The 25942-nt window shown below is 71.5% G+C and carries 22 protein-coding genes; 18 read left to right on the top strand and 4 right to left on the bottom strand.

Going from position 1 to position 25942, the window contains the following annotated elements:
• Nucleotides 1–12 precede the first annotated feature (12 nt).
• The 6 genes from ACWC0C_RS34910 (at nucleotide 13) to ACWC0C_RS34885 (ending at nucleotide 5847) form a co-directional block, all read left to right on the top strand.
• Nucleotides 13–825 carry a helix-turn-helix domain-containing protein gene (locus ACWC0C_RS34910; RefSeq protein WP_450868202.1) on the top strand — a complete coding sequence of 271 codons (813 nt, stop codon included), beginning with the start codon at nucleotides 13–15 and terminating at the stop codon, nucleotides 823–825.
• Complete coding sequence (locus ACWC0C_RS34905) at nucleotides 818–1057, top strand: DUF397 domain-containing protein (protein WP_450868200.1); 240 nt, start codon at nucleotides 818–820, stop codon at nucleotides 1055–1057. Before ACWC0C_RS34910 ends, ACWC0C_RS34905 begins: the two co-directional genes overlap by 8 nt.
• A 178-nt stretch (nucleotides 1058–1235) precedes the next feature.
• Nucleotides 1236–2507, top strand: a complete 1272-nt coding sequence (locus ACWC0C_RS34900) for an aspartate kinase (RefSeq protein WP_449199434.1) — start codon at nucleotides 1236–1238, stop codon at nucleotides 2505–2507.
• Nucleotides 2508–2544: 37 nt separating this feature from the next.
• Entirely contained in the window at nucleotides 2545–3597 is a 1053-nt protein-coding gene (locus ACWC0C_RS34895) for an aspartate-semialdehyde dehydrogenase (protein WP_450868198.1), read from the top strand.
• Nucleotides 3598–3961: 364 nt separating this feature from the next.
• Complete coding sequence (locus ACWC0C_RS34890; protein WP_449199432.1) at nucleotides 3962–4645, top strand: SigE family RNA polymerase sigma factor; 684 nt, start codon at nucleotides 3962–3964, stop codon at nucleotides 4643–4645.
• Nucleotides 4646–4773: 128 nt separating this feature from the next.
• The gene (locus tag ACWC0C_RS34885) at nucleotides 4774–5847 is read left to right on the top strand and encodes a hypothetical protein (protein WP_450868196.1); all 1074 of its coding nucleotides are present in this window, start codon (nucleotides 4774–4776) and stop codon (nucleotides 5845–5847) included.
• 91 nt (nucleotides 5848–5938) lie between these two features.
• Here the strand turns inward: ACWC0C_RS34885 and ACWC0C_RS34880 are convergent, their stop codons facing one another.
• A complete protein-coding gene (locus ACWC0C_RS34880; RefSeq protein ID WP_450868194.1) occupies nucleotides 5939–6730 on the bottom strand; it encodes an SURF1 family protein in 792 nt (263 codons plus the stop codon).
• Between the two features lie 172 nt (nucleotides 6731–6902).
• Between ACWC0C_RS34880 and ACWC0C_RS34875 the strand changes: the two genes are divergently transcribed.
• The gene (locus ACWC0C_RS34875; protein WP_450868192.1) at nucleotides 6903–8717 is read left to right on the top strand and encodes a prolyl oligopeptidase family serine peptidase; all 1815 of its coding nucleotides are present in this window, start codon (nucleotides 6903–6905) and stop codon (nucleotides 8715–8717) included.
• 44 nt (nucleotides 8718–8761) lie between these two features.
• Here ACWC0C_RS34875 and ACWC0C_RS34870 read toward each other — a convergent pair whose 3' ends face one another.
• The gene (locus ACWC0C_RS34870; protein ID WP_450868190.1) at nucleotides 8762–10594 is read right to left on the bottom strand and encodes an NAD-binding protein; all 1833 of its coding nucleotides are present in this window, start codon (nucleotides 10592–10594) and stop codon (nucleotides 8762–8764) included.
• 163 nt (nucleotides 10595–10757) lie between these two features.
• On the opposite strand from ACWC0C_RS34870, the gene ACWC0C_RS34865 reads away from it, so the two are divergent.
• The 3 genes from ACWC0C_RS34865 (at nucleotide 10758) to ACWC0C_RS34855 (ending at nucleotide 13624) form a co-directional block, all read left to right on the top strand.
• A complete protein-coding gene (locus ACWC0C_RS34865) occupies nucleotides 10758–11768 on the top strand; it encodes a permease (RefSeq protein WP_450868189.1) in 1011 nt (336 codons plus the stop codon).
• A complete protein-coding gene (locus ACWC0C_RS34860) occupies nucleotides 11765–12478 on the top strand; it encodes a TIGR03943 family putative permease subunit (protein ID WP_450868187.1) in 714 nt (237 codons plus the stop codon). Before ACWC0C_RS34865 ends, ACWC0C_RS34860 begins: the two co-directional genes overlap by 4 nt.
• Before the next feature lie 96 nt (nucleotides 12479–12574).
• Complete coding sequence (locus tag ACWC0C_RS34855; RefSeq protein WP_450868185.1) at nucleotides 12575–13624, top strand: hypothetical protein; 1050 nt, start codon at nucleotides 12575–12577, stop codon at nucleotides 13622–13624.
• On the opposite strand, the gene ACWC0C_RS34850 is transcribed toward ACWC0C_RS34855, so the two are convergent.
• On the bottom strand, nucleotides 13621–15663 hold the full coding sequence (locus tag ACWC0C_RS34850) for an NAD(+) synthase (protein ID WP_450868184.1): 2043 nt from the start codon (nucleotides 15661–15663) through the stop codon (nucleotides 13621–13623). The genes ACWC0C_RS34855 and ACWC0C_RS34850 overlap by 4 nt on opposite strands.
• A gap of 173 nt (nucleotides 15664–15836) precedes the next feature.
• On the opposite strand from ACWC0C_RS34850, the gene ACWC0C_RS34845 reads away from it, so the two are divergent.
• Nucleotides 15837–16115, top strand: a complete 279-nt coding sequence (locus ACWC0C_RS34845; protein ID WP_449199424.1) for a ribosomal protein L7/L12 — start codon at nucleotides 15837–15839, stop codon at nucleotides 16113–16115.
• A 22-nt stretch (nucleotides 16116–16137) separates the two neighbouring features.
• On the opposite strand, the gene ACWC0C_RS34840 is transcribed toward ACWC0C_RS34845, so the two are convergent.
• Nucleotides 16138–17712, bottom strand: a complete 1575-nt coding sequence (locus ACWC0C_RS34840) for a Na+/H+ antiporter (protein ID WP_450868182.1) — start codon at nucleotides 17710–17712, stop codon at nucleotides 16138–16140.
• Nucleotides 17713–18001: 289 nt separating this feature from the next.
• On the opposite strand from ACWC0C_RS34840, the gene ACWC0C_RS34835 reads away from it, so the two are divergent.
• The 7 genes from ACWC0C_RS34835 to ACWC0C_RS34805 all read left to right on the top strand — a co-directional run.
• Nucleotides 18002–19846 (top strand): APC family permease, encoded by a 1845-nt coding sequence (locus ACWC0C_RS34835; RefSeq protein ID WP_450868180.1) that lies wholly within the window; start codon nucleotides 18002–18004, stop codon nucleotides 19844–19846.
• Nucleotides 19847–20124: 278 nt separating this feature from the next.
• Nucleotides 20125–20214 carry a K(+)-transporting ATPase subunit F gene (gene kdpF / locus ACWC0C_RS34830; RefSeq protein WP_009326374.1) on the top strand — a complete coding sequence of 30 codons (90 nt, stop codon included), beginning with the start codon at nucleotides 20125–20127 and terminating at the stop codon, nucleotides 20212–20214.
• Nucleotides 20215–20222: 8 nt separating this feature from the next.
• On the top strand, nucleotides 20223–21884 hold the full coding sequence (kdpA, locus tag ACWC0C_RS34825; RefSeq protein ID WP_450868178.1) for a potassium-transporting ATPase subunit KdpA: 1662 nt from the start codon (nucleotides 20223–20225) through the stop codon (nucleotides 21882–21884).
• Nucleotides 21884–24001 carry a potassium-transporting ATPase subunit KdpB gene (gene kdpB, locus ACWC0C_RS34820; protein ID WP_450868176.1) on the top strand — a complete coding sequence of 706 codons (2118 nt, stop codon included), beginning with the start codon at nucleotides 21884–21886 and terminating at the stop codon, nucleotides 23999–24001. Before kdpA ends, kdpB begins: the two co-directional genes overlap by 1 nt.
• A 5-nt stretch (nucleotides 24002–24006) precedes the next feature.
• Entirely contained in the window at nucleotides 24007–24639 is a 633-nt protein-coding gene (locus ACWC0C_RS34815) for a potassium-transporting ATPase subunit C (RefSeq protein ID WP_450868175.1), read from the top strand.
• A 79-nt stretch (nucleotides 24640–24718) separates the two neighbouring features.
• A complete protein-coding gene (locus ACWC0C_RS34810; protein ID WP_449199418.1) occupies nucleotides 24719–25402 on the top strand; it encodes a response regulator in 684 nt (227 codons plus the stop codon).
• A gap of 1 nt (nucleotide 25403) precedes the next feature.
• A partial coding sequence (locus tag ACWC0C_RS34805; protein WP_450868173.1) for a histidine kinase occupies nucleotides 25404–25942 on the top strand: 539 nt, incomplete at its 3' end.

Raw genomic sequence — 25942 nt, 5'->3', positions numbered from 1 at the left:
AGGTGGGGTTCTGTGTCTGACGCGAACGACAATCAGCCGCCTGTTGCTTGGCGGTACGGCGGCGACCAGCTCAAGCGCTGGCGCGCGAAGGCGGATGTCAGCCGGGAGAAACTCGCCTCCGCCGCCAACTACTCCCCGGCCACCATCGAGTCGATGGAGCGCGGGGTGCGCAGGCCGACGCCGCGCGTACTGGATGTGGCGGACGAACTGTGCGGTGCGCAGGGGATGTTGAGCGCGGCGAAGCCGTTCCTGAAGCGGGAGCGGTTCTCTGCGCGGGCGCAGGATTTCATGGAGCGGGAGCAGGAGGCGACCAGTATCTGGTCGTACGAAAACTCGCTCGTGCCGGGGCTGTTGCAGACGACGGGGTACGCCCGTGCCCTCATCGACAACCGTATCCCGCCGTTGGACGAGGAGACGGTGGAGGAGCGTGTCGCGGCTCGCATGGAGCGGCAGTCCATCCTCACCGAGCGGAAACCACCGGTGGGGCTGAGCTTCGTGCTCTACGAGGCGGTGCTGCGCGCTCCGCAGGTGGACGCCGAGCAACTGCAGCGGCTGCTGGAGGCGGCGGCGCTGCGAAACGTCGTGCTTCAGGTGCTCCCTTTCGAACGGGCCATCCCTGCTGCACTCCTGGGGTCCATGGTGCTGCTGGAGACCCATGACCATGAGCGGTTCGCCTTCATGGAGGGCCAGTTCGCCAGCGAGCTTTCGGCCGATCCAGGGGTTGTCAGCCGGGTGACTGAGCGGCTTAGCATGATCCGCACGCAGGCTCTCGGGCCCGAAGAGTCGGCCCGGTTCATCGAGCGGATGGTGGGCAGTCGTGAGTGACCGGTTGAAGTGGTTCAAATCGAGCTACAGCGATGACGAGGGCGGCAACTGCGTCGAGGTGGCCCTCGACTGGTTCAAGTCGAGTTACAGCGACAACGAGGGCGGCGCCTGCGTCGAAGTAGCCCTCTCCGCCGCCGTCCACGTCCGTGACTCCAAGGTCCCCGCGGGCCCCGAACTCCGGGTCGCCGCCGTCGCCTGGGCGGCGTTCGTCTCCGAGCTCCGGGCTGGTTGAAAACCCAACCTGTCCTGGAGCGGCGACTGTGACGCCGGGCACTTTCCCGCGTGGTACTCCAGAGGCTGGGCAGGTGCCGGACGCGGACGGCCGATGTCTCACCATGCGGGAGCAGGGTGGTGGAATTCGGGCGCTCGTTAGACTGAGCCGACACAAACGAACCGAGCGAGGAGCGCACGTGGGCCTTGTCGTGCAGAAGTACGGAGGCTCCTCCGTAGCCGATGCCGAAGGCATCAAGCGCGTCGCCAAGCGGATCGTGGAAGCGAAGAAGAACGGCAACCAGGTTGTCGTCGTCGTTTCCGCGATGGGCGACACGACGGACGAGCTGATCGATCTCGCCGAGCAGGTTTCTCCGATGCCTGCAGGGCGCGAATTCGACATGCTGCTGACCGCCGGAGAGCGGATCTCCATGGCCCTGCTGGCGATGGCGATCAAAAACCTGGGCCACGAGGCCCAGTCCTTCACCGGCAGCCAGGCAGGCGTCATCACCGACTCGGTCCACAACAAAGCCCGGATCATCGACGTCACCCCGGGCCGGATCCGGGAGTCGCTCGACAAGGGCAACATCGCGATCGTCGCCGGGTTCCAGGGCGTCAGCCAGGACAAGAAGGACATCACCACGCTGGGGCGCGGTGGGTCCGACACGACCGCCGTGGCGCTCGCCGCCGCGCTCGACGCCGAGGTCTGCGAGATCTACACCGACGTCGACGGCGTGTTCACCGCCGACCCGCGCGTGGTGAAGAAGGCGAAGAAGATCGACTGGATCTCCTTCGAGGACATGCTGGAGCTCGCGGCCTCCGGCTCCAAGGTGCTGCTCCACCGCTGTGTGGAGTACGCCCGCCGTTACAACATCCCGATCCACGTCCGGTCCAGCTTCAGCGGACTGCAGGGCACCTGGGTCAGCAGTGAGCCGATTGGGGACAAGCAGGTGGAGCAGGCCATCATCTCCGGTGTCGCGCACGACACCTCCGAGGCCAAGATCACGGTCGTCGGCGTGCCGGACAAGCCGGGTGAGGCCGCCGCGATCTTCCGGACCATCGCCGATGCCGAGATCAACATCGACATGGTCGTGCAGAACGTGTCCGCCGCCGCCACCGGCCTGACGGACATCTCCTTCACGCTGCCGAAGACCGAGGGCCGCAAGGCCATCGACGCGCTGGAGAAGAACCGGTCGGGCATCGGTTTCGACTCGCTGCGCTACGACGACCAGATCGGCAAGATCTCGCTGGTCGGCGCCGGTATGAAGACCAACCCGGGGGTCACCGCCTCCTTCTTCGAGGCGCTGAGCGACGCGGGCGTGAACATCGAGCTGATCTCCACCTCCGAGATCCGCATCTCGGTCGTCACCCGCGCCGACGACGTGCCGGAGGCCGTGCGCGCCGTGCACACCGCCTTCGGGCTCGACTCCGACACCGACGAGGCCGTCGTCTACGGCGGCACCGGCCGATGACCGTCTCCACGGTCTGCACGTACGGAGGCGTCCGACGATGACCGGCAAGCCGACGCTCGCGGTCGTGGGAGCGACCGGGGCCGTCGGCGCGGTCATGCTCCAGATCCTGTCCCAGCGCGCGGACATCTGGGGCGAGATCCGTCTGATCGCCTCCCCGCGCTCGGCCGGCCGCAAGCTGGCCGTGCGCGGGGAGGAGGTCGAGGTGGTGGCCCTGAGCGAGGAGGCCTTCGACGGCGTCGACGTCGCGATGTTCGACGTCCCCGACGAGGTCGCCGCGCAGTGGGCACCGATCGCCGTCGCGTGCGGCGCGGTCGTCGTCGACAACTCCGCCGCCTTCCGGCTGGACCCCGAGGTGCCGCTCGTGGTGCCCGAGGTCAACCCGCACGCCGTACGGACCCGCCCGCGCGGGATCGTCGCCAACCCCAACTGCACGACCCTGACGATGATCGTCGCCCTGGGCGCGCTGCACGCCGAGTTCGGGCTGCGCGAGCTGGTGGTGTCGTCGTACCAGGCGGTGAGCGGGGCCGGGCGGGCCGGCGTGGAGACGCTGCGGGCCCAGCTGTCCCTGGTCGCCGGGACCGAGCTGGGCACCAAGCCGGGTGACGTACGGCGGGCCGTCGGGGAGGACACCGGGCCGTTCCCCGAGCCGGTCGTGCTGAACGTCGTCCCCTGCGCCGGGTCGCTCGGGGAGGACGGCTGGACGTCGGAGGAGATGAAGGTCCGCGACGAGTCCCGCAAGATCCTCGGGCTGCCGCAGCTGCCGGTCGCCGTGACCTGCGTACGCGTCCCGGTGATCACCACCCACTCGCTGACCGTGCACGCCCGTTTCCAGGGCGAGGTGACGGTCGACGGCGCCCGGGAGATCCTCGCCACGGCGCCCGGCGTGGTGCTGTGCGACGACCCGGCCGCAGGCGAGTTCCCCACCCCCGCGGACGTCGTCGGCACCGATCCGACCTGGGTGGGCCGGGTGCGGCGGGCCCTGGACGACCCGACCGCGCTGGAGCTCTTCGTGTGCGGCGACAACCTCCGCAAGGGCGCCGCGCTGAACACCGCGCAGATCGCGGAACTGGTGGCGGCGGACTTCCCCTGAGCGTTCCCGCCGGAATGCCCTTACCATCCGGCGCCCATTTGTAGGATCTGAGTAAGAAATGTGTCCAGCGGCATGGTCCGGACCACTTGATCCGGGCCGTGCGGCAGCAGAAGATCAAGCCAGGATCTCCTCCCCGCCCCGCGCAACCGCTTGCAGGGCGGGGAGCGTCTTTGCGGTCACCCTTACGGGCTGCGGAGGTAAGGATCCTGGCGTGGGGACGCCGTGATCCGGGCGTGGGGACGCCCGTTCAAACAGGACATAGGGGAAGAGCGGGACGCATGACGGCACTCGAGGCACCGCCGGTCGTCGCACATGTGACGCCCGGCACGTACAACCCTGGCGGGGGTAGACGTGTCCAACTGGCGTGGCAGAGGTACTCGAACTCAGCGCGGCCCGCGGTGCGACGGCCCTGCGGCCGCCCCGTGCGGCGCTCCGGCCCCGCACGCCCGGCGGCATGCCGGTGATCGCGCCCATGCCCGCAGCGCGGCCCGCCCGCATACCCAGTCAGCGTGACGGTTCCGACGAGACCACGGCGACCGAGGCGACCACGGCCGCCGGTACGACCGTCGACCACCTCACCGAGACCTACCGGGCGCACTACCGCTCGCTGCTCGGCCTCGCCGCGCTGCTCCTCGACGACACCGCCTCCTGCGAGGACGTCGTCCAGGAGGCCTTCATCCGCGTGCACTCCGCCCGCAAGCGCGTCCGCGACCCCGAGAAGACCCTCGCCTACCTCAGGCAGACGGTCGTCAACCTCTCCCGCTCGACCCTGCGCCGCCGCATCCTCGGCCTGAAGCTGCTCTCCAAGCCGATGCCGGACATGGCGAGCGCGGAGGAGGGCGCCTACGACCAGCTGGAGCGCCGCGACCTCATCAAGGCCATGAAGGGCCTGCAGCGCCGCCAGCGCGAGGTCCTGGTCCTGCGCTACTTCGCGGACATGACCGAGGCCCAGGTCGCCGCGACCCTCGGGATCTCCCTGGGCTCGGTGAAGGCGTACGGCTCGCGGGGCATCGCCGCGCTGCGGGTTTCCATGGGGACACCGGCATGAGCGCGCGAGCCGAAGGGGGCGATTCCGACGAACGCCCTTCCCACGAACGTCACGAGCCCTTCGCCTGGCACGAGCCGACGAGGCGGGACGAGCAAGAGCACACGCAATCGCACGCTGGGAACGCAACTGTGAACCACGGCCCCGACGAGAAGGGTCCCGAGGCCCTCGACGCATCCGGACCCGGTCTCGACGGGCTCGGTGCCGACGAGCTGGACCTGCGGCGGATGCTGCACTCCGCGGTCGACGGCATCGAGCCGCGCACCGGCACGCTGGACCACCTGCGCCGGGCCGTTCCCGCCCGGCGGGCCCGCAAGCGGCAGGCAGCCGTAGGTATGGCCGCCGCGGCGCTGTTCTTCGGCACCGCGATCCCGGCCCTCGTGCACGTCTCGGACTCCGGCGGCTCCGACCCCAACACCGCGATGGCCGGCCAGTCCTCCCAGGCCCAGGGCGGCACCGGGCAGGGCAAGGACAAGGGCGGCGCCACGACCGGCAGGAAGGACACGGGCGGTACGACCGTCGCGCCCGGCAAGGAGCCCGGCAGGCCCGGCGGGAAGGGCAGGCCCTCCGGCGGCTCCACCGGCTCCACCGGCGGCGCCAACCCGTCCGCCACCCTCTCGGCGGGCGGCGTCCCGCAGTGCGCGGCGGCCCAGCTGGGCTCCGCCACCGGCACCGCCGCCGCCCCCGACTCCACGGGCGTGGTCTACGGCGTGTTCCGCGTCGTCAACGTCTCCTCCGCCGCCTGTACCGTCGCCGGCGCGGGCACGGTCACCCCGACCGCGGTGGGCGCGGCCGACCAGACCAAGATCAGCGCGGTGCGGCATGCGGCCGGGGACGCGGCGACCAACCTGCCCGACCCCTCGCAGGAGGTCTCCGGGCTGGTCCTGCAGCCGGGCGCGGCCTACGAGGAGAAGTTCGCCTTCGTGCCCTCCGAGACCTGCCCCACCACCGGCGGCGGCAGCACCACCGGCGGCTCGGACACGGGCGGGGCCTCGCCGGACCCGACGCCGAGTGCCTCCGGCGATCCGGCCGACGGTTCGGGCTCGGCGGGGACGACCACCCAGCTCGCGACGGAGGACGGCGCGGCCGAGGGCAGCGTGCAGGTCACCCACACCGCGCAGGGTGGCTCACCGGCGGTCTCGACGACCGTGCCGGGGGAGTGCGCGGGGACGGTCTACTACACCGGGGTGCTGGCGGGGTCGTAGAGGCGCCCCGGCCGCGCCCCGAAGGGGCGCGGGGAACTGCGCGACCAGCCACAACGGACCCGCAGCCGAAGACGTTCCGCACGGGCACCGGTCAGCCGCTGACCACCGGCTCCTGGGTCGGCTCCTCCGGCACCAGGCCCAGCGCGGCGTCCCGCGCCGCCTCGGCCTCCCGTCGCAGCAGCCGGAACCACATGAACACCACGAACCCGGCGAAGACGAACCACTCCCCGGTGTATCCGAGGTTCTGGAACGCCTTCAGGTCCAGCCCGGTGCCGTCCGGCGCCGTCGCGGGCACGGCCTTCATCCCGGCGTCGGCCTTGTCGAGGGTCACCCAGGCGTCGTACACCCGGTACGGCACCAGGTTCACCAGCGACGCCGAGCTGATCGCCGCCGTCTGCCCGGCCGGCAGCCCGCCCTGCGCGCTGACCCCGCTGTCCCCGGGCGTCTCCGACGCCTGCAGCGCCCCGGTGACGGTGACCTCGCCGCTCGGCGGGGCCGGGGCCTTCGCCGCGTCCGCCTTGCCTGGCAGCCAGCCCCGTACCACCGGCAGCGCCTTGCCGGAGTCGGTGCGCAGCAGGGTGAGGACGTAGAAGCCGTTCTTGCCGTCGAGCTGCCGGCCCGGCACCAGCAACTGCTTGCCGTACTGCCCGCGCGCGGTGGCCCGGCGGCCCGAGGTGGCCTTGTCGACCGGCAGCATCGAGGCCAGCGGCCGCGCGGTCTCGTGCTGGTCGGAGGCGGCCTGCTCGGTCGCGGTCCGGTGCTCCTGCACCCGCCCCTCGAACCGGCTCAGCTGCCACGACCCCATGAAGACGCAGAACGGGATGGCGAGCAGCACGAAGACGTTGATGCCCCACCAGCGGGGTGTCAGCAGAAACCGGTACACGCCTTCCACGGTACGGCGCGGCCGGCGGGGCCCTGCCCGCGGGTCGGCCGGTTCGAGGGGTCGGACGCGGACGACGTCTGTGTGCTCAGGCCGGGGAAGTTATCCACAGGCTGCGCACACCCGCCACCCAATTGTCGGCGCGGCCAGGCAGTATGGGCGCATGACTGGGGCCATGAGTGAGAGCAAGGAGCCGGGCGCGCGGGACGCGGTCGGCATGCCGGACTGGGAGAGGCGCTTCCGGGCGCCACGGGTGTCGCTGCCCGACTGGGCGGAGGACGCGCCGGACCGCTCCCTGTTCGTGTCGAACGCGACGGGTACGTACGAGCTGTACGCCTGGGACCGTGCGACGGGCGAGCAGCGCCAGGCCACGGACCGGCCGAACGGCACGACGGACGGCGTGCTCTCCCCGGACGGCGCCTGGATCTGGTGGTTCGACGACAAGGACGGCGACGAGTTCGGCATCTGGCGCCGCCAGCCCTTCGGCGGCGGGGAGGCCGAGCCCGCCGTCCCGGGCCTCCACCCCTCCTACCCGGCCGGGCTCGCTCTGGCCCGCGACGGGCGCACGGCGGTCGTCGGCCGCTCCACGGACGAGGACGGTACGACGATCCACCTCGCGCGCCAGGGCGAGGACCCGGTCGAGATCTACCGGCACCGCGAGTCGGCGGGCGTCGGCGACCTCTCGTACGACGGCTCCCTGATCGCCGTCGAACACACCGAGCACGGCGACGCCATGCACGCGGCGCTGCGCGTGCTGCGCCCGGACGGCACGCCGGTCGCCGAGCTGGACGACACCAAGGGCGGCACCGAGGAGCTGGGTCTGGAGGTGCTGGGCTTCGCGCCGGTCGACGGCGACACCCGGCTGCTCATCGGGCATCAGCGCCGCGGCCGCTGGGAGCCGATGGTGTGGGACGTGGCCACGGGTGAGGAGACCGACCTCGCCCTGGAGCTGCCGGGCGATGTCAGCGCCGAGTGGTTCCCGGACGGCTCGGCCCTCCTCATCGCCCATGGCTTCGAGGCCCGCAGCGAGCTGTTCCGCTTCGACCTGGCGAGCCGCGAGCTGACCCGCATCCCCACCCCGCCCGGCACGGTCTCCGGCGCCACGGCCCGCCCCGACGGCAGCGTGGAGTACCTGTGGTCGTCGGCGGCCGAGCCGCCGGCGGTGCGCTCGGCCTCCGGCGGCGTGGTCCTGGACCCGCCCGGCATGGTGTGCCCCCCGTCGGTGTCGGTGGAGGACGCGTGGGTGGAGGGCCCCGGCGGCCGCATCCACGCCCTGATCCAGAAGCCGGCGGGCGCGAGTGGCCCCCTCCCCACGGTCTTCGACCTGCACGGCGGCCCGACCTGGCACGACAGCGACTCCTTCGCCGCGGGCCCGGCCGCCTGGGTCGACCAGGGGTACGCGGTGATCCGCGTCAACTACCGCGGCTCCACCGGCTACGGCCGCGCCTGGACCGACGCCCTGAAGCACCGGGTCGGTCTGATCGAGCTGGAGGACGTGGCCGCGGTGCGCGACTGGGCGGTCTCCTCGGGCCTCGCCGACCCCGCCCGCCTGGTCCTCACCGGCGCCTCCTGGGGCGGCTATCTCACCCTGCTCGGCCTCGGCACCCAGCCCGAGGCGTGGGCGGTGGGTATCGCGGTCGTGCCCGTCGCGGACTACGTCACCGCGTACCACGACGAGATGGAGGCACTGAAGGCCATGGACCGCACCCTGCTGGGCGGCACCCCCGAGGAGGTCCCCGAGCGCTTCGAGGCCTCGTCCCCGCTCACCTACGTCGACCAGGTCAAGGCCCCGGTCTACATCTCGGCCGGCGTCAACGACCCCCGCTGCCCGATCCGCCAGATCGACAACTACGTCAAGCGCCTGGAGGCGAGAGGCGCGACCCACGAGGTCTACCGCTACGACGCCGGGCACGGCTCACTGGTGGTGGACGAGCGGATCAAGCAGGTGAGACTCGAAATGGACTTCGCGGAGCGGCACTTGGGCAAGTAGAGAGCAGGTGGAGAGCCTTCTCGGCCGGCCGAGCCCCCGGGGGGTCAGCGCAGTTCCGCGAGGCCCCTGCGGGTGGCGGCGACCACCACCCGGTCCCCCTTGTCCAGCACATGGTCCGGTGCCGTGTCGGCGCGGCCCTCCAGTGCCAGTACCCTCCAGGACCCGGCACGGAAGGCGTCCCGTACGGTCCGCCCCTCCAGCTGGGCGTGCCCGGCGACGTCGACCGCCGCGAACAGCAGCACTCTGCGCTCCACCGCGACAGCGCCCAGCACCTGCCGCCCGAGCATCGCCCCGGCGAACGCGGGCGCGGCCAGATGCGTGACGCTCCGGCTCCGGGTGAGGGCCTGCGGGTACGCGGCCCGCAGGGTCCGGTACACCGCGGTGGCGAAGTCGTCGTCGTACAGCCGTAGCACCACGCGCAGATCGGGCCGCACGCTTCGCGCGTACAGCACGGCCTCCAGGTTCGTGGTGTCCGCGCTGGTCACCGCGAGCAGCGCGTACGCCCGGTGGATCTTGGCGGCCTCCAGCACCCCTTCCTGGGTGACGTCCCCGAGCACCACCGGCACCCGCAGCCGCCGGGCGGTCGCGAGCCCCCGCGCCTCCGGATCGGACTCGACGCACACGACGGGGATGTTCAGCTCGCGCAGCCGGGTCAGCACCCGGGTGCCGATCTTGCCGAGCCCCAGCAGCACCACATGCCCGCCGAGGCCGCGCGGCGGCTTTCGCAGGGCGGAGGCCGTGCGGAAGGTGCCCAGCGCCTCCAGCACGGCCGCCAGCAGCACCGGAAGCAGCAGCAACCCGACCAGTCCGGAGAGGAGTTGGAGGATTTGCCGGCCCAGTGGCGCCCCGATGGCGGGGTTGTCGATCGCGAACAGGTCGAGGAGCGTGTAGTAGAAGGCGCGCAGCGGATGGATCCCCGGCGTGACCACCCACAGCGCGACGGCGAGCGCGACCACGCACGCCACCATGCCCGCCAGCGACCACCGCAGCCGCCGGGAGAACAGCGAGGCCAGCGGCGGCACCACACCGCGGCCGGGCGCGGCCGACTCCCCGCCGCCCGCCGACGACACCTGCTCCAGCACCACGGCCGCCCGCCCGGCGCCCTGCCGTACCTCCTCGTCGTCCGGCAGCAGCCGCGGCTCCTGCTCCCCGCCGCCCTCGGGATCCGGGCCGGCGGGGGAGAGCAGGGCGAGGGTGCACAGCCCGGTTCCGGCCGCCGGGCGTTCGACGGCCCGCAGCAGCAACCCCTCGGTCTGGACGACCTTGCTGGTGCCGGCGACGGCGGTGGCGGCCAGCGCGGGCGCGGCGGTGTCGGCGTCGGACAGCACGGTGGTGGACGCGTCCGAGCCGCCCTCACCGTTGCCCGCGGCCAACGCGGCGGCCTGGTCGAGGAGTTCCTCGATGTGCTGGCCCAACCGCCGGTTGTAGAGCCGCAGGACGAGCCGCAGCCGCGGGTTGAGCCGACGGGCGGTCAGCGCGGCCCGGATGTTGGTCTCGTCGTCGTCGAAGACGAGGGCGAGTGCGGCGGCCCGTTCGACCCCGGCGTCGGCGAGCACGGCCTCGGTGATCTCGACGGCCTCCAACACCCGCTCGGTGTCACCGCCGTTGGTGCCGCCGCCGGTGCTCGTGGCCGTCGCGGCGGATCCGGCTCCGGCGCCGGAGCCGGATCCCGCCCCGGATCCGGTGCCCGCGCGGCCGACCGCGGCGCTCACCATACGGTCGAACAGCGCCGCCGACGCGGCCCGGGCCCGGCCGACCACCGGAGAACTGGCGGTGCGCTCGTTCGGCGGTACCACGAGGGTGACCCGCTCGCCGTAGACTCCGCGCAACTCGGCGGCCAGCCGGTGCGCGAGCCCGTCGTCACCGCACACCACCATGTGCGGTGCGCTGGGGCCTCTTTGATACGGAACGCTCGCCACGAGGGAAAAGACTGCCCCAAGGAGAGGAGTGGTTCCAGCAACGGGGTGAACACCGTGGGGACGACTCGCGTACCGAGGGGGAGGGAGCGCACCAGGACAGCCAGCCGGAGGTAAACCGCACGTGGCCATCACCGAAGACGCCCCGCCCGGCACGGAGGCCGGCCCCGCACCCGGTCCCGAGGGCCGAAGGCTCAGCTCCCCCCTCGTACTGACGCTGACTCTGCTCCTCGCGGTGCTCGCGCAGTCCCCCATCCGCGGGCTTCTCGGCACCCCGCTGATGCAGAGCTGGATGACGGTGTTCGTCGCGGTGACCGTGCAGGCGCTGCCGTTCCTGGTGCTGGGTGTGCTGCTGTCGGCGGCGATCGCGGTGTTCGTGCCGCCCTCCTTCTTCGCCCGCGCCCTCCCGCGCCGCCCCGCCCTGGCCGTGCCCGTCGCCGGGGTCGCGGGGGCGATCCTGCCGGGCTGCGAGTGCGCGTCGGTCCCGGTGGCCGGCGCCCTCGTCCGCAGGGGAGTCACCCCGGCCGCCGCCCTCGCCTTCCTCCTCTCCGCCCCGGCGATCAATCCGATCGTGCTGACGGCCACCGCCGTCGCCTTCCCGCGCGACCCGGAGATGGTGCTGGGCCGGTTCCTGGCGAGTCTGCTGGTGGCGTGTGCGATGGGCTGGCTGTGGCAGCGCCTCGGCCGCACCGACTGGCTGCGTCCGCCGGCCCATGGCGTGCACGAGGGCGCGACGAAGGGGGAGGCGTTCTGGCACTCGGTGCGGCACGACACCATGCACGCGGGCGGCTTCCTGGTACTCGGCGCGATGGCTGCGGCCACGCTGAAGGCGGCGACCCCGGCCGACTGGCTGCGCACGGCGGCCGGAAACCCCGCCTTCTCCGTGCTCGCCCTCGCCGTCCTGGCCGTCCTCCTGTCCATCTGCTCGGAGGCGGACGCGTTCGTCGCGGCCTCCCTCACCCAGTTCTCCCTGACGGCCAAGCTGGTGTTCCTGGTGGTGGGCCCGATGATCGACCTCAAGCTGTTCGCGATGCAGGCCGGCACCTTCGGCCGTACCTTCGCCCTCCGCTTCGCCCCCGCCACCTTCGTGCTGGCCGTCGTCGGCGCGCTGGTTACCGGGACGGTGCTCCTGTGAACCGCCAGACCCAGGCCGCCGTCATGTTCCTGCTCGGCGCGGCCCTGCTGCACGCGGGCAGCACCGACCTCTACCTGCGATACGTCAAGGCCGGCCTGCAGCCCCTGCTGCTGGCCTCCGGCGCGGTCCTGATCGCGGCGGCGCTGGCGACCGTCTGGTACGAGCGCCGGAGCAACCGCCGCCGGGGGCACACCCATGAGCACCCCGAACCGGGGATCTCCTGGCTCCTGCTGCTCCCCCTGCTCGCGCTCATCCTCATCGCCCCGCCCGCCCTCGGCTCCTACAGCGCCCTGCGCTCCGGTACGGCCCTGCAGAAGCCGTACACCTACGGCAGGCTGCCCGCCGCCGATCCGGCCCCGCTCTCCGTGATCGACTACGCCTCCCGCGCGGCCTACGACCACGGCCGCTCCCTGCACGGCCGTGCCGTCCGTGTCACCGGCTTCCTCGCCCTGGACCACTCGGGCGCGCCGTACCTGGTCCGCATGGCCCTCAACTGCTGTGCCGCGGACGCCCAGCCGGTCAAGATCGCCCTGACCGGCGAGCTGCCCCCGGTCCTGCGCCCGGACGCCTGGCTGGAGGTGACCGGCACGTACACGCCCAGGCTCACGCGGGACCCCGTCAACAACGGTCCCGTCCCCTACCTGAAGGTCACCTCGGCGAGGCCGGTCCCGGTGCCGCACGACCCGTACGACGAGACCTGGAACAACTGAGCGCGCCGATGTCGGGCTTCCGGCAGCCGCAGGCCCGGTCGGATTGCCGGGAGCCGTACATGTGGACCGGATGCGGGTGGCGTGAAAATGCCGCTCATGAAAACCGGGGAAGGCGCGGCGCGGGGCGGCTGGGCCGGGCCGCTGGCCGTCTGTGTGCTGTTGCTGCTGCTCGCGTGCGTGTCCGGTTACTACGTGGCCGGCGCCACCGCGCACGAGCGGGCCTGGCAGGCGGCCCGGCCCTGCGCGGTCGCGGAGCGCGGGTACGACTGCCTGAGCACCGTCCCGGCCGTGATCGAGCGCATCGACCTGCGCGAGGTCAGGCAGACCAGCTGGCTGCACTTCGCCGGCGGGCCGCATCGGGTGGGGGTGTCGCGTGAGGCCGCGGAGGCCTTCGAGTCCGGGGACCGGGTCGAGCTGACGTACTGGCGGGGCCAGGTGATGAAGGTCGCCGGGAGGCACTACGTCTGGCACGAGCACGTGATCACCGGCGGCAGCATGGCCGTCGTCGCCGCCGGGCTCGCGCTGGGCGCCGGGTATCCGGGGGCGCGACTGGTGGTGCGGCTGCGTGGGCGCCGGCGGCCGGTGGACGAGGTGCTGCCGTCACCGCTGCCGTTCCTGGCCCCGCTCGTGGTCACCGCGGGGTGGCTGCTGCCGCTGTGCTACCGGCATCCCACGTCCCTGTTCGGTTCCACGGAGGCGATCGCCTGGTGGGCGGCCGGCGGGGCGGTCAGCCTGGGCCTGTTCGGCTGGGCCTGGGACGCGACCCGTATCCGCATGCCTGAGGAGACCGCCGTGGCGGTGCGCGCCGCCGGTGAACTCCCGGACGGGCAGGACGTGTTCCTGTCCGCCCGCTTCCTGGAGCACACCGACTACAACCCGCACCACTTCGGCACCCACATCGTCCTCGGCGCCGACGGGCCCGCGGTGACGCCCCACCCCGGGCCGGGCCGGTTCGCGGCGAAGGCGATACCCGTCGAGCGGCTCACCCTCCGGACGGTGCGGCGGGCGCGGGGCGAGGAGGGTGACCTCGTCCCGCACAGCTGGCACATCGCCGAACTCGACGACGCGGGCACCGTGGTCCGCCTCGCGGCCGACCCCGACGCCCTCGCCCTCGTCCTGCGCACGCTGTCGTCTGCGCGGACTTAGGGAGCCGCGGTGCCGACGCGCTCCAGGTCCCGGAGCCAAGCCTGGGCCGTGCCGTCCGACGGGGCGCGCCAGTCGCCGCGCGGGGAGAGGGAGCCGCCTGCCGAGACCTTGGGGCCGTTCGGCACGGCCGAGCGCTTGAACTGGGAGAACGCGAAGAAGCGGCGGATGAAGACCTCCATCCAGTGCCGGATCTCCGCAAGGTCGTACGCCCCGCGCTCGGCCTCGGGGAAGCCGGGCGGCCAGGCGCCGTTCTCCCGGTCGTGCCAGGCGTGCCAGGCGAGGAAGGCGATCTTCGAGGGCCTGAAGCCGTAGCGCAGCACGTGGAAGAGCGTGAAGTCGTGCAGCGCGTACGGGCCGATCTTCGACTCGGTGGACTGCAGTTCCTCGCCGGGTACGAGTTCGGGGCTGATCTCGGTGTCGAGGATCGCGGCCAGGATCTTGCCGGTCTCCTCGTCGAACTGCTCGCTGCTGATGACCCAGCGGATCAGGTGCTGGATGAGCGTCTTGGGCACGCCGGAGTTGACGTTGTAGTGGCTCATGTGGTCACCGACGCCGTACGTCGACCAGCCGAGCGCCAGCTCGGAGAGGTCGCCGGTGCCGAGCACGATGCCGCCGCGCTGGTTGGCCAGCCGGAACAGGTAGTCGGTGCGCAGGCCCGCCTGGACGTTCTCGAAGGTGACGTCGTACACCGGCTCGCCGGAGGCGAAGGGGTGGCCGATCTCCTTCAGCATCAGCCGTGCGGTCGGCGTGATGTCCAGCTCGGCCGAGGTGACGCCGAGGGACCGCATCAGCCGGTGGGCGTTGTCCTTGGTGTGGTCGCTGGTGGCGAAGCCGGGCAGGGTGAAGGCCAGGATGTCGCTGCGCGGGCGGCCGGCGCGGTCCATCGCCCGGGCGGCGACGATCAGCGCGTGCGTGGAGTCGAGGCCGCCGGAGACACCGATGACCACCTTGGGGCCGCCGATCGAGGCGAGGCGCTGCTGGAGCCCCGCGACCTGGATGTTGTACGCCTCGTAGCAGTCCAGGGCGAGGCGTTCGGCGTCGGCGGGCACGAACGGGAAGCGTTCGACGCGCCGGCGCAGGCCGAGGTCGGTGGTGGCCGGCGGGGCGAGTTCGAAGGAGACGGTGCGGAAGTCGCGGGTGCGCGCGGCGTGGGTACGGCCGTTCTCGCCGAACGTGCCCGTGCGCTGCCGTTCCTGCCGCAGCAGGTCCAGGTCGATGTCGGCCACCGCGTACTGCTCGCCCAGCGGGAACCGCTCGCTCTCGGCCAGCAGCACGCCGTGCTCGTAGATCAGGGTCTGGCCGTCCCAGGACAGGTCGGTGGTCGACTCGCCGAGGCCGGCCGCCGCGTAGACGTAGGCGGCCAGGCAGCGGGAGGAGGCCGAGCGGCACAACAGCTTGCGGTCCTCGGCCCGGCCGACCGTGATCGGGCTGCCCGAGAGGTTGACGAGGACGGTCGCGCCGGCCAGCGCCGCCTCCGCGCTCGGCGGCACCGGGACCCACATGTCCTCGCAGATCTCCGCGTGCAGCACGAGTCCGGGCACGTCGGCCGCGGCGAAGAGCAGGTCCACACCGAACGGCACGTCCGTGCCGCCGAGCCGGATCGTTCCGCCGCGCTCGTCGTCGCCCCCGGCGATCTGCCGGCGCTCGTAGAACTCCCGGTAGTTCGGGGGGTACGACTTCGGTACGACGCCGAGGATCCGGCCGCGGTGCACGAGTACCGCGCAGTTGAAGATCCGGTCGCGGTGGCGCAGCGGGGCGCCGACGACCAGCACCGGCAGCAGGTCCGCCGACTCGGCCACGATCGTGGCGAGCGCGGTCTCGACGTCGTCGAGCATGGCGTCCTGCAGCAGCAGGTCGTCGATCGCGTACCCGGACAGGCACATCTCGGAGAACACGGCGACGGCGACGCCCTCCTCGGCGCAGCGGCGCGCGTGCCGCAGGACCGCCTCGGCGTTGGCGGGCGGGTCGGCGATGACGGTGTGGCCCGTGCACGCGGCGACGCGCGCGAAGCCGTGCTGGTAGATCGACCAGAAGCTCAACGGGACCTCTTTCCGAAACGACTTTCCCACAAGAGGAAGCCTAAAGGTCGGCCGTCACGACGGTCCCGACACCCGAAGCACCGCCCACGCCGCCTCGCCGTCGATGTGCCGGCCCGGCCGGGCCGACCGCGGTCATCGGCGACCAGGTCACGGGCGCTCTTAGGATCAGGGTCATGGACACAGTGGGTTTTCTGGCTCTCGCCCTGGCCGTGCTCGGCTGCGCCGTCAACGTCGAGAGCCGGCTCGCACGGGCCGACCGGCGCCTCGCGCGGGTCGAACGCAAGCTCGACCTGATCATGGAGCACCTGGACCTGCGTGAGGAGCATCCGCGGATGGACGAGGTGGCCGCGCTCGTACGCGAGGGGAAGAAGATCCACGCGATCAAGCTGTACCGGGAGAGCACGGGCGCCGGCCTGAAAGAGGCCAAGGACGCCGTCGACCGCCTCGGCTAGGAACGGGCCCTGGGATCCGGCGTCAGATGTCCGTCAGCCGCGCCTCTTCCAGGTCCAGCGAACGCTGCAGTCTGCGCCTGGTGGTGTCGCTTATGGCATGGGCGTCGTAGAGCCGCTGCAGCTCCCCGGTCTCGACGGCGATCAGATCGCGCCGCAGCTGGCGGTAGACCCGTTCGGCGGACTCGGTGGCGGCGCCACCGCCGCTGCCGTCGGCGAGCCGGTCGCGGGCGTCGTCGAGGCGGGCGTTCAGGCCCCGGCGGAGGCGGTCCAGGACGACCTCGGACACGACCTCCAGTTCCGCCAGCTCCTCCAGGCGGGCGAGGCCGGCGTGGGCGAGGCGGGCGCGGGCCTCGGCCTCCTCGCGGGCGGTGTGCGCGGGCTCCAGGGCGATGCCGGAGGCGCGGACGACGGGGGCGAGGGTGAAGCCCTGTACGACGAGGGTGACGACCACGACCGAGGTGGTCAGGACCAGGACGAGGGGGCGGTCGGTGAGCGGGGCGCCGTTCTTCGCGACCTCCGGGATGGACAGCGCGGCGGCCAGCGGCATCACCCCGCGGGTCCCGGCCCAGGTCAGCACCATCGGCACCCGCCAGTTCGGCCGGCCGACGCCGCCCTCGCGCTGCACCACCGCCGACAGCGGCGCCAGCCACAGCATGCGTACGGCGACGAGCGTGGCGGCGACCGCCAGGGCGTACAGGGGCCAGGAACGGTCGCCGTCCGCCAGGGCCCGTACCTGGGAGGGGAGGGCCAGCCCTATGAGGCTGAAGACCACGCTCTCCAGCAGGAACACCACCGTGCCGTACACGGCGTGCAACTGGAGCCGTATGCGGGCGTTGGTGAGCCGGTCGCCCCGGCCGCCCAGCACCACCCCGGCGACCACGCAGGACGTCACCCCGGAGGTGTGCGCGACCTCCGCGAGCAGATAGGCGGCGTACGGGGTGACCAGGGCGATCACCGTCTCCAGGACCGGGTCCTCGGTGCGCCGCCGGATCAGCGCCACCACACCGGCCACCGCCGTCCCGATCACCGTGCCGCCGCCGGCGAGCAGGAAGAACTCGCCGCTCGCCGTGCCCCAGTCCGCGGCGGCCGAGGCGATGGCGATGCCCGCCGCCACCCGGACCAGCACCAGGGAGGTCGCGTCGTTGAAGAGGCTCTCCGCCTGGACGAGGACCTGGACCCGGGGCGGCAGGGCGAGCCGGCGCCCGAGCGCGGTCACCGCCACCGGGTCGGTGCTGGCCAGCACCGCGCCCAGGACGAACGTCATCTGCCAGGACAGGGGGGTGAGCAGGGCGGCCACGGCGGCGACGGCGGCCGCCGACGCCAGCACGAGCCCGATCGCCAGGATCCCGACCGGCTTCCACACCGCGCGCAGCTCCCGCCAGGGCATGTCCTCGGCGCTCGCGTACAGCAGCGGGGGCAGGACGACCAGGGCGATGACCTGCGGGCTGATCCGGATCTCGGGAGTGCCCGGCACCAGGGCCACCGCGAGACCGGCGACGACCAGCAGGGAGGGGGCGGGAATACGCCAGCGGCGCGCGAAGGTGGCGACCACCGTGGCGAGGACCACGAGGGCGAGAACCGTACCGACGCTGCGCATGCCGTTCCCTGGAAACGCGGAAGGGGATTGCGGAAGCCGCTCCGGCTCCCGGCCGACCAGACTTCCCGGCACACCTGGGCTCACCCTATCGGGCCAGGTCACGTCAAGACAGTGCCAAGGTCCCGGTAAAGCCCGCGGGGGCAAGCCGTCAAGATCGCGTCAAGGGTGGCCGGTTGGGCGCGAAGATGCCGCAAGGAGTGGTCGGACACGGTCGGAAACGGTCAGAACCTGGGTGCGCCCGCGCATACCTCGACCCGTGCGCGGCTGAAGGAAGAAGGAGCACCCGCCCATGTCCGTCCTGACCACCGACCAGCCGGATGCCGCCCCCGCCGGCGAGGAACCGCCTGATACCGGCGAGCGGCACCGGCTGACCGCCGTCACGGGGCTGGCCGCCCTGTCGCTGGACGCCATGGCGTCGGTGGCGTACGGCCCGGAGGCCATCGTCCTCGTCCTCGCCGCCGCGGGTGCTCACGGGCTGGGCTTCACGCTGCCCGTCACGCTGGCCATCGCCGCCCTGCTGGCGGTACTCGTGGCCTCCTACCGGCAGGTGATCGCCGCCTTCCCGGACGGCGGCGGCTCCTACGCCGTGGCCAAGACGCATCTGGGCGCGCGGACCAGCCTGGTGGCCGCCGCCTCGCTGGTGCTGGACTACGTACTCAACGTCGCCGTCGCGGTCACGGCCGGCGTGGCGGCCCTGACCTCCGCCTTCCCGGCCCTCTACGACGACCGGCTGTGGCTGTGCCTTGCGGTGCTCGCGCTGATCACGGGCGTGAACCTGCGCGGGATCGTGGAGTCGGCGAAGGCGTTCATCGTGCCGACGGTCGTGTTCGTCGGCTCGGTCTTCGCCATCATCGCCGTCGGGCTGTTCCGCTCCCACCCCGTGAGCACGGCCACCGCGGCCGGGCACGCTTCCGTCGTCGCGGACAACGCCTCCAGCGTGGGCGCGCTGCTTCTGCTCAAAGCCTTCGCTTCCGGCTGTGCCGCACTGACGGGGGTCGAGGCCATCGCCAACGCCGTCCCGTCCTTCCGGGTGCCGCGGGTCCGCCGGGCCCAGCGCGCGGAGGTCGCCCTGGGCGCCGTACTGGGCCTGATGCTGATCGGCCTGTCGGTGCTGATCGGCCGCTTCCACCTCCAGCCGGTCGCGGGCGTCACGGTCCTCGCCCAGCTCGCGGACGCCTCCCTCGGCCACAACTGGGCCTTCTACGTCATCCAGTTCGCGACGATGATCCTGCTGGCGCTCTCCGCGAACACCTCCTTCGGCGGGCTGCCGGTGCTGCTGAAGCTGCTCGCCCGGGACAACTACGCGCCGCACGTGTTCGCGTTGAAGGCCGACCGCCAGGTCCACCGGCACGGCGTCCTGGCCCTCGCCGCCGTCTCGGCCGCGCTGCTGGTCTTCTCCGGCGGGGACACCAACACCCTGGTGCCGATGTTCGCCGTCGGTGTCTTCGTCGGCTTCACGATCGCCCAGGTGGGGATGGTGCGGCACTGGCGGCTGGAGCGGACCCCGGGATGGCGCGGGAAGGCGCTGCTCAACGGCTTCGGCGCCGTCCTCACCGGCATCGCCGCCGTCGTCGTCACGGCGAGCAAGTTCACCGAGGGGGCCTGGCTGATCGTCATCGCACTGCCCCTGCTGGTGGCCGCCTTCGTCGCCGTGCACCGCGCCTACGGCCGGATCGGTGAGCGGCTCGGGCTCGGCCGCATCCCGCAGGCCCCGCACCGCGAGCGCTCGCTGGTCGTCGTACCCGTGTCGACCCTGTCCCGGCTGACGTCGGAGGCCCTCAGCGCGGCCGGCTCCCTCGGCGACGAGGTCCGCGCGGTGACCGTCTGCTACCCGGACCCCGAGGACCGCGCCCAGCTGCACGCGCTGGAGCGCGCCTGGGCGCAATGGAACCCCGGGGTGCCGCTGATCCGGCTGTCCTGCGCGCGGCGCAGCCTGGGCCGTCCCATCGCCGCGTACGTCCGTGAGGTGGCCGCCGCCGAGCCCGGTACCCGGGTCACGGTGCTGATCCCGGAGGCCGAGCCGGAGCGGCTGTGGCAGCGGCTGCTGCAGAACCAGCGGGGTGCGATCGTCGCGCACGCCGTGCGGCGGGAGACGGACGCGGTGATCTGCCGGCTGCGGTTCCGGCTGCCGTAGGCCTTCGTACGAGATCCGCGAGCCTTCGTACGGGATCCCGCGAGCCTTCGTACGAGAGATCCGCAAGCCGCCGTAAGAGACCCGTCAAAGCCGTGAGCGCGGCCGTAAGAGGGTCGTCAACGGGCGACCGGATCCGGCCAGACAGGCGCTTTCCTCGTACACGTCCGTTTCCACCGAACCTCACTCCAGGAGTTCGCGATGGCCGATCTGGCCTTCGTCGTCACCGTGCTCGCGGGTTTCGCGCTGGTGGCACTCGTCGCCAAGGGGGTGACGAAGCTGTGACCGCCGAGAACGTCGTCGGCCTGGTCGTGGCCGTCGCCCTGCTGGGCTATCTCGTCCTCGCCCTGATCTTCCCGGAGAGGTTCTGAGAGCAGACATGGGTCCCGTACTGGCAGGCGTGCTCCAACTGCTCGCCCTGATAGGCGCACTGGCGCTCGTCTACGTCCCCCTCGGCACCTACATGGCCCGGGTCTACTCCTCCAAGAAGCACCTGCGGGTGGAGAAGTGGATCTACAAGGGCATCGGTGCCGACCCCGACGCCGAGATGACCTGGCCCGCGTATCTGCGCGCGGTCCTCGCCTTCTCGGCGGTCGGCGTCCTCTTCCTCTACCTGCTGCAGCGGCTGCAGGGCGTCCTGCCCGGCTCGCTCGGCTTCTCCTCGGTCAACCCGGCGCAGTCGTTCAACACGGCCGTCTCGTTCGTGACCAACACCAACTGGCAGTCGTACTACGGCGAGCAGACCATGGGTCACCTCGTGCAGACCGCCGGGCTCGCCGTGCAGAACTTCGTCTCGGCGGCCGTGGGCATCGCCGTCGCCGTGGCGCTCGTCCGTGGTTTCGCGCGCTCGCGCACGGGTGAACTGGGCAACTTCTGGAGCGACTTGGTGCGCGGCACGCTGCGCATCCTGGTGCCGGTCGCGGCCGTCGCGGCGGTCGTCCTGGTCGCCTGCGGCGCCATCCAGAACTTCTCCGGCATCCACGAGGTCGGCCAGTTCATGGGCGGCTCGCAGCAGTGGAACGGCGGCGCGGTCGCCTCCCAGGAGGCGATCAAGGAGCTGGGCACCAACGGCGGCGGCTACTTCAACGCCAACTCCGCCCACCCCTTCGAGAACCCGACCCCCTTCACCAACCTCTTCGAGATCTTCCTGATCCTGGTGATCCCGTTCTCGCTGACCCGCACCTTCGGCGTGATGGTCGGCAATGTGAAGCAGGGTTACGCGATCCTCGCCACCATGTTCACCATCTGGCTGGGCTTCACCGCCTTGATGATGTGGACCGAGTTCGCCCACCACGGCGCGGCGCTGCAGGCCGCGGGCGGTGCGATGGAGGGCAAGGAGGTCCGCTTCGGCGTCGGCTCCTCGTCGATCTTCGCGACCTCGACGACGCTGACCTCGACCGGTGCGGTGGACTCCTTCCACTCCTCCTTCACCGGCCTCGGCGGCGGCATCACCATGCTCGGCATGATGCTGGGCGAGATCGCGCCCGGCGGCACCGGCTCCGGCCTCTACGGCATGCTGATCATGGCCGTCATCGCGGTGTTCATCTCCGGTCTGATGGTGGGCCGTACGCCCGAGTACCTGGGCAAGAAGATCGGCGGCCGCGAGATGAAGCTCGCCGCCTGCTACATCCTCGTCACCCCGGCGCTGGTGCTCGTCTTCACCGCGGCCTCCATGGCCCTGCCGACCCCGCCGCACTCGATGCTCAACTCCGGCGCGCACGGGTTCTCCGAAGTCCTGTACGCGTTCACCTCGGCGTCGAACAACAACGGCTCGGCCTTCGCCGGCCTGAACGCGAACACCGACTGGTTCGACACCATGACCGGGCTCGCGATGCTGCTCGGCCGCTTCCTGCCCATGGTCTTCGTCCTGGCGCTGGCCGGCTCGCTCGCCGAGCAGACGCCGGTACCGGTCACCGCGGGCACCCTGCGCACCGAGAAACCGCTGTTCACCGGTCTGCTGGTGGGCGCGATCCTGATCATCACCGGTCTCACGTACTTCCCGGCCCTCGCGCTGGGCCCGCTCGCGGAAGGGCTGGCGTGATGACCACCGACACGAAGAACCACGAGGACTCCATGTCCACTCCCACCCTTGCGCCCCACCAGGACGCGCCGACCGGGCACAAGCCCGCCGAGGGCCGTGTCGGAGCGGGCCTCTTCGACCCCAAGGCACTGGTCAAGTCGCTGCCGGACGCGTTCCGCAAGCTCGATCCGCGGGTGATGGTCAAGTCGCCCGTGATGTTCGTGGTGTGGATCGGGTCCGTGCTGACCACGGTCTTCTCCCTCAAGGACCCGACCGACTGGTTCGGCTGGACCATCAGCGCCTGGCTGTGGCTGACCGTGGTCTTCGCCAACCTGGCGGAGGCGGTCGCCGAGGGCCGCGGCAAGGCGCAGGCCGACACCCTGCGCAAGGCCAAGACCGACACCGTGGCACGCAAGGTCGACGGGACCGTGGTCGCCGGCACCGAGCTGAAGATCGGTGACCTGGTGGTCTGCGAGGCCGGTGACGTCATCCCCGGTGACGGTGACGTCGTCGAGGGTGTCGCGTCCGTGGACGAGTCGGCGATCACGGGCGAGTCCGCGCCGGTCATCCGCGAGTCCGGCGGTGACCGCTCGGCCGTCACGGGTGGTACGAAGGTGCTCTCCGACCGGATCGTCATCGAGATCACGACGAAGCCCGGCGAGACCTTCATCGACCGGATGATCAACCTGGTCGAGGGCGCGGCCCGGCAGAAGACGCCCAACGAGATCGCGCTGAACATCCTGCTGGCCTCGCTGACCATCGTCTTCCTGCTGGCGGTGGCCACCCTCCCGCCGTTCGCCACGTACGCGGGCACACACCTGACCATGGTCGTACTGGTGGCCCTGCTGGTCTGCCTGATCCCGACCACGATCGGCGCCCTGCTCTCCGCGATCGGCATCGCGGGCATGGACCGGCTGGTGCAGCGCAACGTGCTGGCCATGTCGGGCCGCGCGGTGGAGGCCGCCGGTGACGTCTCCACGCTGCTGCTGGACAAGACCGGCACGATCACGCTCGGCAACCGGCAGGCCGCCGAGTTCGTCCCGGTGAAGGGCACCACCGAGCCGGAGGTGGCCGACGCGGCCCAGCTGTCCTCGCTGGCCGACGAGACCCCCGAGGGCCGCTCGGTCGTCGTCCTGGCGAAGGAGGGGTACGGGCTGCGCGAGCGCCACCAGGGCGAGCTGGCGCACGCCGAGTGGATCGAGTTCACCGCCCAGACCCGTATGTCGGGCGTGGACGTCGACGGCCGCAAGGTCCGCAAGGGCGCCACCGCCTCCGTCATCGCCTGGGTCGAGGAGCAGGGCGGCACGGTCGCGAAGGACGCGGACGGCATCGCGAACCGGATCTCCGAGGCGGGCGGCACCCCGCTGCTGGTCGCCGTCCACGACGACCAGGGCGCCCGCGTGCTGGGTGTCATCCATCTCAAGGACGTCGTCAAGGACGGCATGCGGGAGCGGTTCGAGGAGCTGCGCCGCATGGGCATCAAGACGGTCATGATCACGGGTGACAACCCGCTGACCGCCAAGGCGATCGCCGAGGAGGCGGGCGTCGACGACTTCCTCGCGGAGGCGACCCCCGAGGACAAGATGGCCCTCATCAAGCGGGAGCAGGCGGGCGGCAAGCTGGTCGCGATGACCGGTGACGGCACCAACGACGCGCCCGCGCTCGCCCAGGCGGACGTCGGCGTGGCGATGAACACCGGTACGTCGGCCGCCAAGGAGGCCGGCAACATGGTCGACCTCGACTCCAACCCGACGAAACTCATCGAGATCGTCGAGATCGGCAAGCAGCTGCTGATCACGCGCGGTGCGCTGACCACGTTCTCGATCGCCAACGACGTCGCGAAGTACTTCGCGATCATCCCGGCGCTGTTCGCGGCGGTCTACCCGGGCCTGGACAAGCTGAACATCATGCACCTGTCCTCGCCGGACTCCGCGATCCTGTCGGCCGTCGTCTTCAACGCGCTGATCATCATCGCGCTGGTGCCGCTGTCCCTGAAGGGCGTGCGCTACCGGCCGATGAGCGCGGACAGGATGCTGCGGCGCAACCTCGGTATCTACGGCCTCGGCGGCCTGGTCGCGCCCTTCATCGGCATCAAGATCATCGACCTGCTCATCTCTCTGATCCCCGGGATCGGGTGAAGGACATGAACAACTCCTTTGTGAACACGGCCCGGTTGCTCGGCGCGGGTCTGAGGGCGCTGCTGGTGCTGACCGTGCTCACCGGCGTCATCTATCCGCTGGCGGTCACGGGGGTGGCCCAGGCGCTGTTCCACGACAAGGCCAACGGCTCCGAGATCAAGGCGGACGGCAAGGTCGTCGGCTCGTCCCTGATCGGCCAACAGGGCTACGGCCTCGACTACTTCCAGCCCCGCCCGGCAGGCGGCCTCGGCACGAACAGCGTCAACACGCGGTACAAGCTGATCCTGTCGGGCGCCACCAACCTGTCCGCGGACAGCAAGGTGCTCCTCAAACAGGTCGAGGACGCCAAGGCCAAGGTGGTCAAGGACAACTCGGTCCCCGGCTACACGGTCGAGCCGTCCGACGTACCCGCCGACGCCGTCACCTCCTCCGGCTCCGGACTGGACCCGGCCATCTCCCCGCAGTACGCCGAACTCCAGGTCCACCGGGTCGCCGCGAAGAACGGCCTGACGGTCGACCAGGTCGAGAAGCTGGTCAAGGACCACACCACCGGCCGCACGCTCGGCTTCATCGGCGAGCCGCGGGTGAACGTCCTCGAACTCAACATCGCCCTCAAGGACCTCGTGGCGAAGAAGTGACCGCCTTACGCGATTCGCAGCGGGAGCCGGCACCTCGGTGTGCCGACTCCCGCAGGCATGACAGGAGAGGCACACACCCATGACCAGGGTGCTCGTGGTGGAGGACGACCCGCAGCTGGTTCGGGCCCTCGTCATCAACTTGCAGGCACGTCACTACGGCGTGGACGCCGCCCCCGACGGTGCCACGGCCCTCCGGCTCGCCGCCGCGCGTCAGCCCGACGTGGTGCTGCTGGACCTCGGTCTGCCCGACATGGACGGCGTCGACGTGATCAAGGGCCTGCGGGGCCGGAGCCGCGTACCGATCATGGTCCTCTCCGCCCGGCAGGCCTCCGACGAGAAGGTGGCCGCGCTCGACGCGGGCGCCGACGACTACATCACCAAGCCGTTCAGCATGGACGAGCTGCTGGCCCGGCTGCGCGCCGCCGTCCGCCGTACCGAGGACACCCCACCGCTCCCCGAGACGACGCTGGTCGAGACGGCGCACTTCACCCTCGACCTGCTGGCCAAGAAGGCCGTACGCGACGGGCGGGACGTACGGCTGACCCCGACCGAGTGGCACCTGCTGGAGATCCTGGTGACCAACCCCGGCCGGCTGATCACCCAGAAACAGCTGCTCCAGGACGTCTGGGGGGTCTCGCAGCGCAACAAGACCAACTATCTGCGGGTCTACATGGCCCAACTCCGCCGGAAGCTGGAGTCGGACCCCTCCCAGCCCCGCTATCTGATCACCGAGCCCGGTATGGGCTACCGCTTCGAGGGATGACATGGCACGCGGCAGGCTCCGGATCTACCTCGGCGCGGCACCCGGCGTCGGCAAGACGTACGCGATGCTGTCGGAGGCGCACCGCCGGATCGAGCGGGGCACCGACTGCGTCGTGGCCTTCGTCGAACACCATCACCGGCCCCGCACCCAGGTGATGCTGCACGGCCTGGAACAGGTGCCGCGCAGGGAACTCGCCTACCGGGGCGGCGTCTTCACCGAGATGGACGTGGACGCCGTGCTGCGGCGTGCCCCCGCGGTCGCCCTGGTCGACGAGCTCGCCCACACGAACGTCCCCGGGTCGCGCAACGCCAAGCGCTGGCAGGACGTGGCGGAGCTGCTCGCCGCCGGGATCGACGTGGTCTCGACCGTCAACATCCAGCACCTGGAGTCCCTGGGGGACGTGGTCGAGTCGATCACCGGGGTGCGGCAGCGGGAGACCGTCCCGGACGAGGTCGTACGGCGGGCCGACCAGATCGAGCTGGTCGACATGTCCCCGGAGGCGCTGCGCCGCCGGATGGCGCACGGCAACATCTACCAGCC

This window comes from Streptomyces sp. NPDC001709, from assembly GCF_053596375.1.
This window is presented reverse-complemented; position numbering and strand designations above follow the sequence as displayed.

What these genes read in the sequence shown, in the direction of transcription:
- ACWC0C_RS34895 (WP_450868198.1), top strand. Translation starts at nt 2,545, where the DNA reads ATGACCGGCAAGCCGACGCTCGCGGTCGTGGGAGCGACCGGGGCCGTC.
- ACWC0C_RS34855 (WP_450868185.1), top strand. Translation starts at nt 12,575, where the DNA reads ATGAAAACCGGGGAAGGCGCGGCGCGGGGCGGCTGGGCCGGGCCGCTG.
- ACWC0C_RS34810 (WP_449199418.1), top strand. Translation starts at nt 24,719, where the DNA reads ATGACCAGGGTGCTCGTGGTGGAGGACGACCCGCAGCTGGTTCGGGCC.
- ACWC0C_RS34845 (WP_449199424.1), top strand. Translation starts at nt 15,837, where the DNA reads ATGGACACAGTGGGTTTTCTGGCTCTCGCCCTGGCCGTGCTCGGCTGC.
- kdpA (WP_450868178.1), top strand. Translation starts at nt 20,223, where the DNA reads ATGGGTCCCGTACTGGCAGGCGTGCTCCAACTGCTCGCCCTGATAGGC.
- ACWC0C_RS34870 (WP_450868190.1), bottom strand. Translation starts at nt 10,594, where the DNA reads ATGGTGGTGTGCGGTGACGACGGGCTCGCGCACCGGCTGGCCGCCGAG.
- ACWC0C_RS34875 (WP_450868192.1), top strand. Translation starts at nt 6,903, where the DNA reads ATGAGTGAGAGCAAGGAGCCGGGCGCGCGGGACGCGGTCGGCATGCCG.
- ACWC0C_RS34835 (WP_450868180.1), top strand. Translation starts at nt 18,002, where the DNA reads ATGTCCGTCCTGACCACCGACCAGCCGGATGCCGCCCCCGCCGGCGAG.
- ACWC0C_RS34840 (WP_450868182.1), bottom strand. Translation starts at nt 17,712, where the DNA reads ATGCGCAGCGTCGGTACGGTTCTCGCCCTCGTGGTCCTCGCCACGGTG.
- kdpB (WP_450868176.1), top strand. Translation starts at nt 21,884, where the DNA reads ATGACCACCGACACGAAGAACCACGAGGACTCCATGTCCACTCCCACC.
- ACWC0C_RS34815 (WP_450868175.1), top strand. Translation starts at nt 24,007, where the DNA reads ATGAACAACTCCTTTGTGAACACGGCCCGGTTGCTCGGCGCGGGTCTG.